Origin of the sequence: Rickettsia endosymbiont of Villa modesta, from assembly GCF_964026485.1 — a bacterium.
GTDB classification, from domain to species: Bacteria; Pseudomonadota; Alphaproteobacteria; order Rickettsiales; family Rickettsiaceae; genus Rickettsia; species Rickettsia asembonensis.
In genome coordinates this window covers 262,643-279,578 of record NZ_OZ032157.1, presented here as the reverse complement: position 1 = coordinate 279,578, position 16,936 = coordinate 262,643, and the positions used below count along the sequence as shown (strand labels likewise).

The window sequence follows — 16,936 nt, the reverse complement described above, 5'->3', positions numbered from 1 at the left end:
GCAGCGTATACTTAATACGTGAGTACCGCAGATCTTATAAGACAACGTAGCCAATTTTTGAAGTTCATCGAGTAGATGGTGTTTCAGGGTCAATTTCCGGATCAGGTACTTTAATCAAACTTTTTCGATAAGTTTCAACAAATCTATTATGATCATTAAGATTGTTAGAAAAATTATGTCCGCCTTTACCGTCAACCACAAAAAATAATGCATCCGTTTTAGAGGGTTTTACCACTGCTTCTAAAGATTTTAACGACGGACAAGAAATCGGACCGGGCGGTAAACCTTTTATATAATAAGTATTATACGGCAGTTCTTGCAATAAATCTTTTTTTGTTAAAGCTCTTACTAATTTAAATTTTCCTTCAGTCAAAGCATATATAGTAGTCGGATCGGCTTGTAGCTTCATATTTTTCTTTAAACGATTAATGAATACTGCTGCTATAATAGGCTTTTCTGCATTTGAGCCGGCTTCTTTTTCAATTATCGAAGCTAGAGTTAATACTTCAAGTCTAGTTTTTAACGGAGAGTCCGGTGAAAGATTTTGCATTACCTTATCTAAATTAGCAGACATTAAATTTCTCATTTGATCGATTATCTGCTCTTTTTGATCTCCATAAGAGAAAAAATACGTTGACGGCATTAAAAACCCTTCCGGTATTATCCCTTTTATTTCTCCAAATAAACGATTTTCTTCATTAATTTTTTTTATAATCTCACTAACTACCGTACCTTCCGGGACAATTATCTTATGTATTATAGATTTACCGCTTGCTAATATTCTTAAAGTTTGCAGAGGCGATATATTACGAGTAAACACATATTCACCGTTTTTAAGAGGTCTTTTTATAGAATAAATTTTAGCAATTACCTTAAAAATTCTCGGATATTTGATTACTTCATTAGAATAAAGTTTTGTAACTATTTGATTTACGGATAATTTAGGTTCAATAATTATCGTTTTATTTTGAGTAAGATCACCCGGCACAAAAATATAAAATATACTAAAATTTAGCAAAGTAATAAATATAGTTAGAGATACTATAACTAAAAAAAGTTTAGTTTTTAATAGGTTTTTTAACATAATAACTATTATTTTTATAAGACTTAGAAATATTGATAAAAAAATTACCGCGAAATATGGTTTTTTCTTGACATTTGAAATAACATATAGTAAAACTAACTTAAAGTTTGGTTGAAGTTAAATATTTGCTGAATTTAAATTATATAGTTTTTGCTAAATAAATCAATAGTTTTAATATTTGGTAATTAAAATATTAAAATTAGATGACTAACAAGCAACAAATTAATAACGTAAACCAATTTACTATAACAATAGTATACTCCTGTAAAATGAAAAGTTAGAATTTTTATTACAAACGAAAAATATAAATCTTTATTCATAGTTCATATTACTATACCGGCGTTAATACTGATCTTATAATGGGCATTATATATTATGATACAAGATCACAATACCGATCTAAAACACGAAGAACATACTGAAAGGTTAAAAGCTTTACAAAATAAGTTAGGAAACTTATCCGGTTTCTTGACAACAATGCGTTCTGACAACAATGAGGAATACAAAAAAATTTCCAATGATTTAGAAATTTTAATGAAACAACTTAATACTATAAGAAAAAATATGGAAATATATTTTGTTATTATATTAATATTAATGTTTATTATAATTCAGAAAATGTTGTGGACCACCGGTTCAAGACTTATATTTTAGGTTCTAAAAACTCCTGTTTAATAATTTCTGCAGCTATATAAGAAGGTATAGCATCATCTCGATCACTTGATACAAGCGAATTTTCTAAGCTAAGCCTGTGCTCACGTACTTTTGTACGCTTAGCTAGCGTACCTTTAAATTCATCGTGTCTAAAGCTTTCTGATTTTAGCTGTAATCGTTTTGATTTAAATCCTAATTGCTGCAAAATTTTTTGGCTTTCTGTTACCTGCTCATACGCTTTTTTAGAATTAAATAATAACTCTTGAAGCTTATTACTCATAAGACTAGCTCGGCAATTAAATTGGATAAATTCCGGAATTATTTCGCTACCTGCTATAATATTTATCAACGTAACATATTTTATTTTTATCAATAGCCTGATAATAAAAAAGCTTATAAGATTAACTTTATAAGCCACAATCATAGGAGTACCGGAAGCTGCTATCTCTAAAGTATTAGTACCGGATTTTGCTAAAGCTGCATCCGCAACAGCATAAGTTTTAAGTCTTTCACTTGAAAATAAATAATTAAACTTAACATCTTCTAAAAACGGCTTTATTATTGCCTCATGAGCAGGATTTGCAAGAGTAAATATAACTTTAAGATTATTACAACTCTTGAATATTTCTTCAATAGAAGAAATAAAAACCGGTAAATGCCTTAGAATCTCTCCTTTTCTGCTTCCAAGAGTAACACATAAAACTCTCTCATTCTCATCTATTTTAAACTCTTCACGTAAAGCTATTTTATCACTATAAAACTCCTGCTCCATAATCGGATGACCTATATATCTACAGTCAAGACCGACTTTAGTAAAATATGGAGGTTCAAACGGTAGTAAAGCAAATAAACAATCATAAATTTTAGCGTATTTTACTGCCCTACCCTCTTTATATGCCCAAACTGACGGTGCAACGATATGAATCATTTTCAGCTTTGGTAAAAGTTTTCTTACTCGCTTTGCCACACGATAAGTAAACCCCGGTGAATCTATGGTGATTAATAAATCGGCTTTACTATTTATTATATCCTCCACAGTTTTATCAATTAATTTTTTAAGCTTAAAAATATGAGGCAAAATTTCTACAAAACCCATTAAATTTATGGAAGTAATAGGAAATAAGCTTTTAAAGCTACCGGCTTCCTCCATACATTTACCGCCAACACCGACAAACTTTATACTCGTTGAATCCCCAAAATTGGCTGCGTCATCTTTATAAGTCCTTGAATGCTGAACGTTTAATATATGCTCCACTCCTCGGCTGAACTTCATATAACTACTCTTCATTTCACAGGAGCATATTCCTGTATTGTTTTTTAAATGCTGCATTATACGACCACCGATAAAATCGCCTGATACCTCACCGGCTATAAAGTAAATTTTTGTCATATTTAAATATTAATTGATTTTTTTGTCATTGCGAGAAAGCATTGTTGCGTGGCTCGTTTATGTTATTCCCGCGTAGACCTTGTTGCGTGGATCAATTTCACCTCTGTCATCCCGCGACTTGATCGCGGGATCCAGTCAAAAATACTAAAATTATTAGTATTTTTATTGTTTTTCGGATACCGTGGTCAAGCCACGGTATGACACCGAACGGATTTTTCGATCCACGCAACAATGCAACATGGGAATGACATAGGCAACCATACAGCAACCTCTTTATCTAATTACATATTATTAAATTCCATTTAACGGTAGCTTAAAGCTTCAGCAATATGAATTTTCAAGACCTTACTTTCATTCTCAAGATCGGCAATCGTACGTGCTACTCGGAGTATTCGGTTATAAGCACGCATTGATAAACGAAATTTATTTGCTGCTTCATTAAGTAAATCTCTGCCTTCATCCCCCGGCATAGCGTAATCTATTAGCAACTGCCCGTCTAATCTGTTATTTGTTTTAATATTATAACCCTCATATCTCTTTTCTTGAATCACACGCACTTTCTCGACTCTTGCAGCTATATACTCAGATTCTTCCTCAGAGTTATCTGCAATCAAATCATAATTATAAATATTAATATTTGATACCTCTATATGCAAATCAAATCTATCCATAATAGGTCCTGAAACTTTCATTTGATAATCGCTAGCACATTTGGGGGCTTTCATACATTCTTTATAAGGATCACCCAAATAACTGCATTTACAAGGATTCATAGCTGCTATTAACTGAAAATTCGCTGGATATTTTATATGAGTACTTGATCTTGAAATCAATATTTCACCATTTTCAATAGGTTGTCTTAAGGAATCAATAACATTATGTGGGAATTCAGGTAATTCGTCTAAAAATAATACGCCGTTATGAGCAAGCGTAATTTCACCCGGCTTTACTTTTTTTCCCACACCCCCACCGACCATAGCAGCAAGCGAGCATGAATGATGCGGAGTTCTGAATGGCCTTACTTTTGTAAGCTTACCGTCTGAAAATTTTCCAGCGATACTTGTATACTTCTTTTACCTGAAGAATTGGTAGTATTAGATATTAATTATCCATAAGAACATTGATTATTCGCTCATCTAAATATTCATTTGCCAACTTTTCAAGTTAAAGAAGTATACTTATGATAAATGAAAAGTAAAGTATATAGGTTTGAATAGAATAGCTATTCTCCTAATAATTTTATTTCAGCGTACAAATCTTCAAGATTTATATACTGATCATAAAAATTATTATATACTTCTTCAACATGAAGAGTTGTTAAAATGATTAGGCACAATGGTTTGAAAATTGTCATTTACCAATGAAGAAATTTTATTTTTATATTTTTCAATATTTTCAAAAAATATTCGTATAGAATCAGTAAATGTCTCAAAATTCGCATAAAATTTATTGTTACTTACAACAGAATGCATAAATTTCCACAGTCGTTCAATTGGATTCAAATTAGGACTATATGCTGGCAAAAATAGTAACTCTATTTTACTGTATTGTAGATATTCTTTTACCTTTTTTGACCTATGATATCCAGCATTATCGCATATCAAATAAATCTTACTTTTATCTTGATTATTTGCTTCTAATTTCTTTAAAAATTCAATAATATAATCACCATTAACCTTAGGATTGTCAGTTGTTACTACCTCTAAATCCTTAAGATTAATAGCACCAATAATATGTTTACGCTTCCAACCACTGAAACTTGGTAATGTTTTAACTACATTCTTTCTAATCCAACCAAATCTTGCTCGAGTTTGGTATTGAGGATGAACACTATCCATAAAATAAATAGACTCATCTTTAGCTAAATTATTTTTTAGCAAACTATATTGCAGCTTAAATTCCTCTTGCTTAGCTAAATCTATTTTTCCAGGCATTAACTTAGGTTTCTGATAACTAAAACCAAGTCTGTGTAACAGCTTGATTACCCCAGCTAATGTATAGATTACTCCATATTGACGTTCTATGAACAAACCTATATCTCTAGCATACACATAATTATTATTTTCTAGATGAACTATTAACTCTGCTTCCTCCTGTCTAGTAAGTTTACTATCACTACCGCCATTTCCAGGCTTAAGCTTCTGAGCATTATGATAATCTATTAAATGTTTTCTTATCCCTTCATCACTCAGTAATAACACTTTCGATATCTCATCAATACTATAGCTATCATCATACATGAGAACAGCTTTGATTCTATCACAAATCCTCTTATCCCTTTCGCTTCTATGGTAAAGCTTTAATTCTTCTTTTTCTACTGATGTTAATTTTCTATAAATCCATTCTTACTTAATAACACTTGCTGACTTCTTTGACAATTTTTCATTTACTAGAGGTATACGCTGTGGTGCTGCGTTCCGTGTTTCCTCCAAATTCCTCTTTATAAGATAGGTTATGCAAGAAGTCTATTGTTATACTCAATCGTTATTGGGAGCAGGCATTGTTGCATGGACCTGTTTATCCGTCATTGCGAGGAAAAATTGAAAATTTTGACGAAGCAATCTCGTGCTATAGTCCTGAGATTGCCATGCTCCTTTCAGTCGCTCGCAATGACGGTTAGGTGTCCACACGGGCAATGCCTTGCGGGAATGACATAGAGAGTTACGCACTAGTTAGTCGTTTTATTATCTCTTCTCTATCAATCAAAGGTAAAACACCTGCGATTTCCGGTCCTGATTCTCTACCGGTTAAAGCAAGGCGAAGAGGCAAAAATAACTCCTTACCTTTCTTGCCTGTTATATTCGTTATTTCTTTAGTCCAAATACTCCAGCTATCTTTAGTAATTTCTCCTTGCGGTAATAATTCTGCAGCTTGCTTTAAATAGTCCTTATCTAAATTTAGATTTGCTACATTCGGAGTTTTATGACAAATCTCCCACCAATCTTTTACATCACGTAATTTTTGTAAATTAGGTCTTACCGATAACCAAAAATTTTCATCAATATACTCGGCATCGATTTCTTTAAGGCGGTCTTTTACTTCGTCAAAATCTAAACTTATCAATAATTTATGATTTAGTCTTTCCAAATCTTCCGGCTGATAGATAGTCGGGCTTTTAGAAAAATTACTTATCTCAAATTGATTTGCTAGCTTCTCCATTGATTTATAAGGTAAGATTTGTGCCGATGAACCAAGTAAGCTAAAAAAGCTAGCTATTGCCATAGCTTCGATTCCGATTTCTTTTCTAAGAGTTGCAATCTCAAATCCCCCGACTCTTTTAGAAATTTTCTCATCCTTGTTAATAATTAGGCTTAAATGTCCAAAAGTCGGAGGAGGAGTATTTAAAGCCTCAAACATTTGAATTTGAATAGCGGTATTGCTAACGTGATCTTCACCCCTAATAATATGAGTAATACCATAATCAATATCGTCAATAACCGAGCATAACATATAGGTCATACTACCGTCTGCTCTTATCACTATTGGATCACTTAAAGCCTTGCCGTCATATTTAACTTCGCCTTTGATCATATCATGCCAGCTAATCGGTTCGTAATTTACCAAAAATCTATAATGCGGCTTTCTTCCTTGCTCTATATATTTTTGTATTTGTTCTTCAGTTAGATTTAAACTAGCACGGTCATAAATTGGCGGTAAACCTTTAGATAATTGAAATTTACGCTTTAATTCTAGCTCTTCAGGAGTCTCATAGCAAGCATATAATCTTTTTTTGTCTAGTAATAGATTTTTGATTTCATCATATCTACCTAAACGACTTAATTGATTAAATGTCTGATCCCAATTAAGACTTAAAAATTTTAAATCTTCTTCGATAGCGTCTTTATATTCCTGTTTACTACGCTCTAAATCCGTATCGTCAAATCTTAAAATAAACTGCCCGTTATGCTTCTTTGCATATAGCCAGTTAAGCAATGCTGCCCTGATATTTCCGACATGTAACATACCGGTCGGTGACGGAGCAAATCGTGTTATAACTTTTGTCATTTTTACTTATTTTTTTAGTGTTTCGTACTATTTTCTCGTCATTGCGAGGAGCGTAGCATTGTTGCAATCTCGTCAAATATCCTGAGATTGCTTCGTCGAATTACGTTGTAATTCTTCTCGCAATGACGATTATGACATTCTTACGCCTGTTTCTTTTCTAACTTCGCTTTATTATCTTCAATTAATTTCATCGCATCATCTAAGCTTAAATTTAGAAAATCATATTTTTTTGGCACTGAAATAAATTTACCCATATATTTTATGTAAGGACCGAATTTACCGTATCCTACCATAATTTCCTCGCCACTATCTTTATGAATACCTATTTTTAGCGGTAAGCTTAGAAGCTTTAATGCCATCTCAAGTGTGATGTCGTTTTGATTCAAGCTAGCAGGTACGGGGCTACGTTTTGGTTTTACTTTGCCTTCTTGTTCGCCGTGTTGAATATAAGGTCCGTAAGGTCCTTTTTTCAGATATATCTCTATCCCGTCTTTATCAGTGCCTAAAATTTTATTCTCATTAGGAGTAGCGGCAAGGTCGCCTTCATTTTCGTTATTATCGTTACCGCTAACAATAGATTTTCTGAAAGTACATTCAGGGTAATTACTACATGCTAAAAACGCTCCGAACTTACCAAGCTTTAAGCTAAGTTCGCCTGTTTTACATGAAGGACAAACTTTAGATTCTTTATTCTCACCGAACAAGTGATAATCAAGGGCTTTCTGTACATAGCTAATAATCTCGGTTATTTTTTGTTCGTTTACCGATTCAATATTATGGTTAAAACCGCTCCAAAAATTATTTAAAGCAGCTTTCCACTCAAGCTTACCTGCCGCTATTTCATCTAATTCATTTTCAAGACCTGCAGTAAAATCATATTCTACATATTTCTTGAAAAAACCGACTAAGAATACCGTTACCAAACGTCCTAATTCTTCAGGCATAAATCGTTTTTTCTCAAGAGAAACATATTTTCGATCTTGTAAAACCGATAAAATACTAGCATAGGTCGAAGGGCGACCGATCCCAAGCTCTTCAAGTTTTTTCACTAAGCTTGCTTCCGAATATCTTGGAGGAGGTTCTGTAAAATGCTGATTAGGAATAATTTCTTTAGTTTTAAGCGGTTCTTGTTCTTTTAAAGGCGGCAGCATTTTATTTTCTTCTTCAGCCTCATCGTCCACACTTTCACGATAAACCTTATAAAACCCGTCAAATGCTATAGTTGATCCGTTTGCTTTTGCCAAATATTCTTTATTTTCCGAAGCTAAACTTGCAACTACCAAATCCATTATCACATTTTCCATTTGGCAGGCTATAGTCCTTTTCCAAATTAGTTCATAGAGTTTATAATAATCCTTTTCTAGCTTTTCTTTTAAGCTATCAGGAGTATAAGTAATATTTGTCGGTCTTATAGCTTCATGAGCTTCTTGAGCATTTTTTACTTTGGATTTGTAAATTCTAGGGCTAGTCGGTAAATATTTGTCACCGTAATTTTTATCGATTAACTTACGTATATCAGCTATTGCGTCATTTGATAATGTAACGCCGTCGGTTCTCATATAGGTAATAAGCCCTATAGTTTCCTTACCTATGTCAACGCCCTCATAAAGTTTTTGTGCTATTTGCATAGTCTTTTTAGCACTAAAACCTAATTTTCTTACTGCTTCTTGTTGTAGTGATGAAGTAATAAAAGGAGGTTGCGGCTGACGTTGTTGTTGTTTCTTTTCTATCTTATCAACATGACAATTTTGAGATTTTAATTTTTCGGTTAAATCTTTGGCGTCTTTTTCGTTAATAATTGAGAATTTTTCTAACTTCTGATCGTTTACGTGAGTCAATTTAGCAGTAAATAATTCATTATTACTATTTTGCATTTTAAGGCTAATATCCCAATATTCTTCCGACTTAAAACGCTCTATTTCATCTTCTCGCTCACATATTAATCGCAGAGCCACGGACTGTACACGTCCCGCCGATTTACATCCCGGTAATTTACGCCATAAAAGAGGTGAAAGGGTAAAGCCGACTAAATAGTCTAAAGCTCTTCTTGCTTGCTGGGCATTTACTAAGTTAGTATCAAGTTTTCTAGGGTTCTCAACGGCATGAATAATTGCTTTTTTAGTGATTTCATTAAAGGCTACCCTTTTGAAAAAATCATCGGATTTAACTTTATTCTTTTCTTTTATTACCTCTGCAACATGCCATGAGATAGCTTCACCCTCACGATCCGGATCGGTTGCAAGATATACTGCATCAGCTTTTTTAGCATCTTTAACTATGGCATCTACATATTTACCGGCTTTATCGGAAATATCATATTTCATCGCAAAATTTTCATCAGGTAACACTGAGCCTTTTTTAGAAGGTAAATCTCTAATATGACCGAATGATGCAATGACCTTAAACTCATCACCTAAATATTTATTTATCGTTTTTGCCTTTGCAGGCGATTCTACTATTACTAATTTCATCTATTTATTATAAACTAATGATATTTTATTGCCGGCGTGACGTATTGCTTTGCCGGCGAGTTCTAATTCTAATATTACCGTATATATAATAGGAAGCGGTAATTCCGTTTCTTTTTGTAAATATTCAAAATCTATAGGTACTGCCGATAATAATTCCAATATAGCAGTACGCTCCTTTTGTGACGGTTCTTTAACATATCTCGTATTTACTGTTCCTAGCTCAACAAAATCCTTAAATAATCCATCATCTTTTTTCATAAATTCTTCATATTGCGGTAAATTAGCTATAATATCGTCCACTGATTCCACTAAATATGCTTCCTCTCTAATCAATTTATTTGTACCTTGACATCTTGGATCTAAAGGAAAGCCGGGAACGGCAAATATTTCTCTATTTTGTTCAAGTGCAAATTTTGCAGTTATTAATGAACCGGATTTTAAGCTTGCTTCTACTATCACTACTCCTAAGGCTAGTCCCGATATTATCCTATTACGCTGTGGAAAATGTTTTCCACGCGGAGTAGAGCCGATAGGTAACTCAGCTAATATTAAACCTTCTTCTGCTAAATTTTCAAATAGTTTTTTATTTTCTGGTGGATATATATTCAATACCGCCTGCAATAACTCCGATAGTTTGAGAAATTGCAGCTTGATGTACGCTGCTATCTATCCCCCTTGCTAATCCTGAAATAGTTATATACCCTTCTTTTACTAAATCATTTGCAATTTTATGAGCAAAGCTTCTTCCGTTTGCAGAAGCGTTTCTTGCACCTACTATTGCAACGCATTTATTATGATTTAATAACTCTATATTACCTATTATAGCTTAATATTGGAGGTGGATCATAAATTTCAAGTAATAATTTTGAATATTCCGGAGATTTATATGTGATAATCTTAGCATTGTCTTTTTCACGAAGCTCTAACTCTTTTTCAGCAGCACTTTTACTGAAAATTTTAATTGGTTTTGACTTTCCGCCTCGCAATGAAAAATCCGGAGCGTTATCTATGGCAGTTGCTGCATCACCGAATAATTTAATTAAACTAAAGAAAGTTTTAGGACCGATATTTTCACTCCTAATAAGACGTAAAATATTAATTGTTTCAATATCATAAGATATTTTAGGAGCAGAAAATAATTCTTTTAGCATTATTTAGGGTTATTTGATAGTGGTTAGTGCTGTATGTCATTCCCGCGTAGGCGGGAATCCAGTCAAGCGTATAAAAATTTGTGCTTTTATATGCTTATTTTGTTAAAATATAATTTTTTATCAATGTTAAGGTTATTTTTTTATGGATTCCCGCCGTTGCTAAGAATGACATCAGAACCATGCAACAAGACCGGACAAGCCTTGGTATGACACAGTAAAAAACTACAGCTTCTCAGCATGTGAGCTTAAATAATGTGCTATACCTTCATGTGACGGGGTAATTGCTTCCTCACCTTTATGCCAGCCGGCAGGACAAACTTCGCCGTGCTTTTGATGATGAGTTAAAGCATCGATTACTTTTAATGTATAATTAATATCACGACCGATAGGTAAGTCGTTAACTAGCATGTGACGTACTATGAAATCCTTATCAATTAAAAAAGTTCCACGCAAAGCAACACCGTCTTCATTAAGTACGTTATATTTTGAAGAAATATCCTTTTTTATATCGGAAACCATTGGAAATTGTACTTGTCCAAGTCCGCCTTTATTATGCGTAGTATTTTTCCAAGCTAAATGGCTAAAATGAGAATCAACGCTAACAGCTACTACTTTAGTACGTCTTTCGGTAAATTCACCAAGCTTATTGTGAAATGCTATAATTTCCGATGGACAAACAAAAGTAAAATCTAGAGGATAAAAAAATAACACTATATTATCCCCTGCAGCATAATCGCTAAGTTTAAACTTTTCGTCTATATTATTATTAGGCATAATAGCTTTAGCTGTAAAATCCGGAGCAGTTTTGCCGACAAATACTGACATATTCATAACCTTTTATTAATTAATAATCTGATATGATATATAAAACTAATTATTATTACAATAATAAATCTTTATAAATTGCTACTTATCTATTTTCTTTTCTGAAGAAGCTTTTAATTGGTTAAATATAGTTAACGCTCCGGTTACAAAACTACTCGGTTCTGAAAGATTTGCGGGTAAAATTACGGTGTTGGTATCTTTAGCCAAATTACCGAATGCACTAATATACTGCTCGGCTATTTTAAGAGCTACTGCATCGCTTCCTCCTGTTTTTTGTACGGCAGCTGCGACAATCTCAATACTATTTGCCGTAGCGGTAGCGACTAAGCCTATTGCTTCAGCTTCACCTTTTGCTCTGTTAACTTGATCTGTATAAGAAGCTTCTGAATTCAGTACGATTTGTGCTTTTTCACCTTCTGCATGGTTAATTTTTGCTTGTCTATTACCTTCAGATTCTAGAATTTGAGCTCTTTTTTGACGCTCAGCCGCTACCTGCAATTCCATAGCTTTAAGGATAGTTTGAGGAGGCTGTATATCTTTAATTTCATAACGCATACATTGTATACCCCAATTTATAGCAGCCTGATTAATAGCTGCTACAATCGCTACGTTTAAAGTTTCGCGTTCTTCAAAAGTTCTATCTAAAGGAAGTTTACCGATTTCCGAACGCATAGTAGTTTGAGCAAGCTGCGTTATAGCATAGTAAGGATTGTTAACCCCGTAAGATGCTGCCATCGGATCAATGATCTTAACATATAAAACACCGTCAATAGATAATGTCACGTTATCATTTGAAATAGCCGTTTGAGCGGTAACATCTATGGCTTCTTCTTTTAAAGTATGTTTGTATGCTACTCTTTGAATAACAGGGATTAGTAAGTTTAAACCGGGTTGTAGTACTTTGTCAAACTTCCCCAATTTCTCTACTACCCATGCTTGTTGTTGAGGTACAACTTTAACCATTTGTATTATAACTAAAATCGCTATAATACTGAAAATTAATAATGCATATTCCATAATTCAATACCTTTTTTTATTTCCACTCTATATTATTTTTAATAATAAAAAAAGGATTTAAATTAAACGGTACTTAAAATTATATATTTTTTTATCAAAAAAATGGGTTTTAATTACTTTGAGTAAAGAAAGAATGCTTGAATATTCTTCAAGTTGTTCATTTATATTTTTTATCTCATTTAAAGCACTATTAAAATCTTTCTGTAATAAATAAGTTTCAGCGGCTTTATTTTGTTCCAGTGTTTTAAGTAAAATACTTTGTAAAAATCTATAATAATAGTCGTCTAGTTTAGGTATATCAGACATAATAATAAATTATATAATTATTGAGATTTTAATTTATATATAAATTTTTTAATAATTCAATAATTTTTAACTAGATTTACATATACTTAAGTCTTTATCTACTATGTCGGAATCTATATTTAAACAGTCAAGGATTGAATGAAATACATAATCATGGCTAATTTCAGTATTAGCATAATTTTTAATTGAGTCTACCGATTCAGGATATTTTTCTCTAAAATCATCTGATACCCAAACTATAAGCGGCACTGTTATTTGTTCTGCAAGTAGTGGACCACCGTGACCGTAATAACCATTTTCTCCTAACGATTCGCCGTGATCGGATACATATAGTAAAAATGCATTTTTATCTTTAAGCAAATCTATTAAATTAGATAAAAAAAATCGGTGTATAAAATTGAATTATCATAGCTGTTAACTAAAGCAAGCTTATCGCAATCACTTGCATCTCCTTTAACTTTAATAGGGCAGGTAGGAGTGAAATGTTCAAATTCTTTAGGATATCTTGCGTTATAGTTCCAGTGACTTCCTGAGGTATGAACTACTAAAAATTGTTTCTCTGAATTTGTTATTATTTCTTTTATAAAAGGCAATATTTTTTCATCATGATCATTTAAAGAAAATAGAGCAGAGCCGCCCGGTACTATAGTAAAATTAACGTCATTATATATATTACTTAGGTCAAAATTTGCGAAACTCCTCATTAAAGTTTGAGTACCGATCCAGGTAGTATTAAAGCCAAGATTTGTTAAAATTGATAAAAAGCTGTTCTCTTGTCTAGTATTTTCAATTTGACTTGCAGGATAACGTGAAAGTAATGACGGTACGGAAAGATAGGTAAGATTAGAAGAGGATTTAGCTTTGAAAGAAGTTAGATTTTGGGCAGTTTTTAAGTAAGGAGTCGTATCTCTTTCATAACCGTTAATACCGAAATGATCAAATCTTGCCGATTCTCCTATAACTAAAACACCGATAATATCTTTATCTGATTTATCTATAAAGTTATATTGCTTACTAATATCTATACATGCATAATTTTTACCGGTTAGGTTTCCGGCAAAATTAAGGTAGCCATTATGTAAATACTGAATGGGAAAATAATTTTTTAGTATCTTAAATGAAGGAGTAATAATATTATATACAAAAATAAGTAAGCAAGCGGCAGATAATAATTTTGTTACGAATGATTTAGAATTTTCGGCAGCAAAAGATTTGAGAGTATAAAAACAGCTAAAAAGGCAAAAAATTATCCATATTATTAATTTAATGCTGACTAATTCATAAACTTCGTTTAAATCCGTTGAGAAAAAACTACCTATTACTTGTTTAGTAGGATTGATTTTGAAGAAATAAATGTAATAACTAGCAATAGCGGATGTTATAAATAAAAACCCTACGCCGATTTTTAACACTAATTTATGTACGCTAAGACCAAAAAATGCTATAAAAGAAAATATATAAATATAACAAAAATCTTTTGATAGCTCTAATATCCCTCTAAAAATCGTTGCTTTATAATAATCAAATTTATAAATCAATATTGCGGTATTAAATAACAAACAATAAATAAAGGCTAAAATAGCCGATAATTTAATTAATTTCGTATCTAAATGTTTTTGAATAGTTTTTAGCATATATAATAATTAATAAAGTAATTTTTATAACTATCATGATCATAAAAAATCTTCAAGAATTTTATCAGCTTTTAATACCAAATGCTCCGCTTATCGCTATTGATTACGGAAGCAAAAAATTCGGAATCGCATTATCTAATCAAGAACGTAGTATTGCTATGCCCTTAAACACTATAATTGAGATAAATAAAAAAATCGTTATTACTTCCTTGCTTAATATTATAGAAAAATATAAAGTTTGCGGTGTTGTAGTAGGTCTACCGATTGATATGAACGGAGCAGTAACGGAGCAAACAAATATAGTGATGAAATTTGCAGAAGAATTAACAAAATCTATAAACTTGCCTATATATTTACAAGATGAAAGACTAACTACAAAAGCTGCGAATAATTTCCTTAAATCATTCGGTGTTAAAAGAAAAGACCGTAATAACAATGATGATGCAGTAGCTGCTAGTATGATTCTTGAAACCGTGCTTGATTCGATTAAGAGGTTTTAGATTTAAAATCAAAAAATTATTAATTAATCAATTTAATAAATTGATTAATTTCATCAAAAAGAATAAAATATAAAAAAGTTCAAAAAAATTAATTTAATTATTTTTTATGATAGTACAAAAAAGTTATATTGATAATAACGGTAGACTTGCTATTCCTATAAAAGTAAGACAGAAATTAAAACTTAAAATAGGAGACGAGGTAACAATTAAGTATAACGATTCGGAATTAATAATATCGAGTTTTCATTCAAATATAGAAAAAGCAAGAAACATATTGGATAAGTATAAAGATGTTGATTTATATAAAGAATTACAGCTTATGAGAAAAGAAGATGCTGCAAAAGAATAAAACACCGGTAAAATCTAAGCAGGCTATATTAGATACTTCTGCAGTTATTGCACTTTTAAAGAGAGAACCGGGCTATAAATTATTAGAAGATATTATAGCAAGTAGTAGTATATCAAGTGTTAATTTAAGTGAATTTGTTAGTGTACTTACAAGAGCAAATATTCCTGCACATGAAATAGATGAAATAATAACTGATATTATACCGGAAATTATTCCATTTTCTGAAGACATTGCAATTCTAGCAGGAAAATTAATTAGTTATACTAAAGAATATGGCTTATCGCTTTGCGATAGAGTCTGTATTGCTACCGGTATATATTATGATATAGCTATATATACTAGTGATAAAATATGGGCAGGACTTAAAATAAAAAACGCTAATATTAAATTAATTCGTTGATAATTATACAATTTCTAGCTTTTCAAAAACCTTATTGTAAAGATATATTATTTATGATAGAAACGATGCAAAATAAATAAAATATATCATGAAAATATTAATTCTAGGTGTTACCGGTATGCTGGGTAACAGTATGTTTAGATTTTTAAGTCAGGATAGTAAGTTTGACGTTTATGCGACAGCTAGAAATAATTCCACTCGTTCTTATTTTTCTAAAGATTTATCCGATAAATTAATTACAAATGTAGATGTTGAGAATCATGATTCGTTAGTTGAGGTATTTAATAAAGCAAAACCCGAAATCGTCATAAATTGTATAGGGCTTGTAAAGCAATTAGCTGATGCAAACGATCCGTTAAAAGCATTGCCGATCAATAGTTTGCTACCGCATAGGCTAGCTAATTTATGTAAATTAGCTAATTCAAGGTTAATCCATATTAGTACTGATTGTGTATTTTCAGGCAAAAAAGGTAATTATAAGGAAAGCGATTTTCCTGACTGTTATGACCTTTACGGTCGTTCTAAATTCCTTGGCGAAGTAGATTATCCGCATGCTATTACGCTGCGTACTTCCATTATAGGTCATGAGCTAGCAGGTAATAGAAGCTTAATCAATTGGTTTTTAAGTGCAGAAGGGCAAGTGAAAGGCTTTGAAAAAGCTATTTATTCAGGATTTCCGACAGTAGAGCTTGCAAGAATAATAAGGGATTTTGTATTACCGAATAAAGAACTGCATGGGCTTTATCATGTTGCATCAAAACCGATTAATAAGTTAGAATTGTTAAAATTAGTAGCGGAAATATATAATAAAGAAATCGATATTATTCCGTCAGATGAGCTTGTAATAGATCGCTCGCTAGATGCTACTCGTTTTAATGAAGCGACGGGATATATGCCTCCAGAGTGGCGTGAGCTTGTAAGGCTTATGTGTGAGTTTGGGTAGTAAGGCCGTCATTGCGAATATAGGTTTGTCCGCTCTTGTCACCTAGTTCGCTTGATCGGGCTTGTTGTATGGATAGGAAAAACTACTCAATGTCATTCCCGCGTAGGCGGGAATCCAGAAAAATAACTTCAAATGTCGATATAAATAGTTATTTATTTAAAAAATAAACCTAAAAAAACAAGTTTTTTATAGGTTTTACTGGATTCC

Annotated in this window: 17 protein-coding genes and 2 pseudogenes; 5 read left to right on the top strand and 14 right to left on the bottom strand. The window is 32.1% G+C overall.

The features are described from left to right. Positions 1-64 precede the first annotated feature (64 nt). Positions 65-1,084 carry an endolytic transglycosylase MltG gene (mltG, locus tag AC5584_RS01505; RefSeq protein ID WP_499216613.1) on the bottom strand — a complete coding sequence of 340 codons (1,020 nt, stop codon included), beginning with the start codon at positions 1,082-1,084 and terminating at the stop codon, positions 65-67. Positions 1,085-1,459: 375 nt separating this feature from the next. On the opposite strand from mltG, the gene AC5584_RS01500 reads away from it, so the two are divergent. Continuing rightward, entirely contained in the window at positions 1,460-1,738 is a 279-nt protein-coding gene (locus AC5584_RS01500; protein WP_499216612.1) for a hypothetical protein, read from the top strand. Here the strand turns inward: AC5584_RS01500 and lpxB are convergent. The 13 genes and pseudogenes from lpxB to AC5584_RS01435 all read right to left on the bottom strand — a co-directional run bounded on the left by lpxB (position 1,728) and on the right by AC5584_RS01435 (position 14,537). Then, entirely contained in the window at positions 1,728-3,128 is a 1,401-nt protein-coding gene (lpxB, locus tag AC5584_RS01495) for a lipid-A-disaccharide synthase (RefSeq protein ID WP_499216611.1), read from the bottom strand. The two genes, AC5584_RS01500 and lpxB, sit on opposite strands and share 11 nt — an antisense overlap. A gap of 106 nt (positions 3,129-3,234) precedes the next feature. Next, positions 3,235-3,360 carry a hypothetical protein gene (locus tag AC5584_RS01490; RefSeq protein WP_499217102.1) on the bottom strand — a complete coding sequence of 42 codons (126 nt, stop codon included), beginning with the start codon at positions 3,358-3,360 and terminating at the stop codon, positions 3,235-3,237. 70 nt (positions 3,361-3,430) lie between these two features. After that, positions 3,431-4,186 carry an ATP-binding protein gene (locus AC5584_RS01485; protein ID WP_499217086.1) on the bottom strand — a complete coding sequence of 252 codons (756 nt, stop codon included), beginning with the start codon at positions 4,184-4,186 and terminating at the stop codon, positions 3,431-3,433. Positions 4,187-4,429: 243 nt separating this feature from the next. Further along, positions 4,430-5,383 carry an IS630 family transposase gene (locus AC5584_RS01480; RefSeq protein WP_499217033.1) on the bottom strand — a complete coding sequence of 318 codons (954 nt, stop codon included), beginning with the start codon at positions 5,381-5,383 and terminating at the stop codon, positions 4,430-4,432. Positions 5,384-5,789: 406 nt separating this feature from the next. Then, entirely contained in the window at positions 5,790-7,133 is a 1,344-nt protein-coding gene (gene gltX / locus AC5584_RS01475) for a glutamate--tRNA ligase (protein WP_499216610.1), read from the bottom strand. Between the two features lie 140 nt (positions 7,134-7,273). After that, positions 7,274-9,604 carry a type I DNA topoisomerase gene (topA, locus tag AC5584_RS01470; RefSeq protein ID WP_499216609.1) on the bottom strand — a complete coding sequence of 777 codons (2,331 nt, stop codon included), beginning with the start codon at positions 9,602-9,604 and terminating at the stop codon, positions 7,274-7,276. After that, positions 9,605-9,862: a DprA-like winged helix domain-containing protein gene (locus AC5584_RS01465; protein WP_499217085.1), complete on the bottom strand. Its 258-nt coding sequence runs from the start codon at positions 9,860-9,862 to the stop codon at positions 9,605-9,607. It lies immediately after the preceding gene. 78 nt (positions 9,863-9,940) lie between these two features. Then, a pseudogene (locus AC5584_RS01460) lies at positions 9,941-10,382 on the bottom strand (DNA-processing protein DprA); the annotation flags it as partial. Positions 10,383-10,416: 34 nt separating this feature from the next. After that, positions 10,417-10,755, bottom strand: coding sequence for a DNA processing protein DprA (locus AC5584_RS01455; protein ID WP_499216608.1), 339 nt, complete (start codon positions 10,753-10,755; stop codon positions 10,417-10,419). Between the two features lie 222 nt (positions 10,756-10,977). Further along, entirely contained in the window at positions 10,978-11,580 is a 603-nt protein-coding gene (locus AC5584_RS01450) for a peroxiredoxin (RefSeq protein WP_499216607.1), read from the bottom strand. Positions 11,581-11,661: 81 nt separating this feature from the next. Further along, a complete protein-coding gene (locus AC5584_RS01445; RefSeq protein ID WP_010423399.1) occupies positions 11,662-12,597 on the bottom strand; it encodes an SPFH domain-containing protein in 936 nt (311 codons plus the stop codon). A gap of 57 nt (positions 12,598-12,654) precedes the next feature. Further along, on the bottom strand, positions 12,655-12,903 hold the full coding sequence (locus AC5584_RS01440; protein WP_499216606.1) for a hypothetical protein: 249 nt from the start codon (positions 12,901-12,903) through the stop codon (positions 12,655-12,657). A 66-nt stretch (positions 12,904-12,969) separates the two neighbouring features. Continuing rightward, positions 12,970-14,537, bottom strand: a pseudogene (locus AC5584_RS01435) (phosphoethanolamine transferase). Positions 14,538-14,572: 35 nt separating this feature from the next. Here AC5584_RS01435 and ruvX point away from each other — a divergent pair. The 4 genes from ruvX (at position 14,573) to AC5584_RS01415 (ending at position 16,729) form a co-directional block, all read left to right on the top strand. Then, a complete protein-coding gene (ruvX, locus tag AC5584_RS01430; RefSeq protein ID WP_499216605.1) occupies positions 14,573-15,037 on the top strand; it encodes a Holliday junction resolvase RuvX in 465 nt (154 codons plus the stop codon). Positions 15,038-15,143: 106 nt separating this feature from the next. Then, a complete protein-coding gene (locus AC5584_RS01425; RefSeq protein WP_499216604.1) occupies positions 15,144-15,386 on the top strand; it encodes an AbrB/MazE/SpoVT family DNA-binding domain-containing protein in 243 nt (80 codons plus the stop codon). Next, positions 15,370-15,786 (top strand): PIN domain-containing protein, encoded by a 417-nt coding sequence (locus tag AC5584_RS01420; protein ID WP_499216603.1) that lies wholly within the window; start codon positions 15,370-15,372, stop codon positions 15,784-15,786. Before AC5584_RS01425 ends, AC5584_RS01420 begins: the two co-directional genes overlap by 17 nt. A gap of 88 nt (positions 15,787-15,874) precedes the next feature. Beyond that, positions 15,875-16,729 (top strand): dTDP-4-dehydrorhamnose reductase family protein, encoded by an 855-nt coding sequence (locus AC5584_RS01415; RefSeq protein ID WP_410527217.1) that lies wholly within the window; start codon positions 15,875-15,877, stop codon positions 16,727-16,729. Positions 16,730-16,936: the final 207 nt, after the last annotated feature.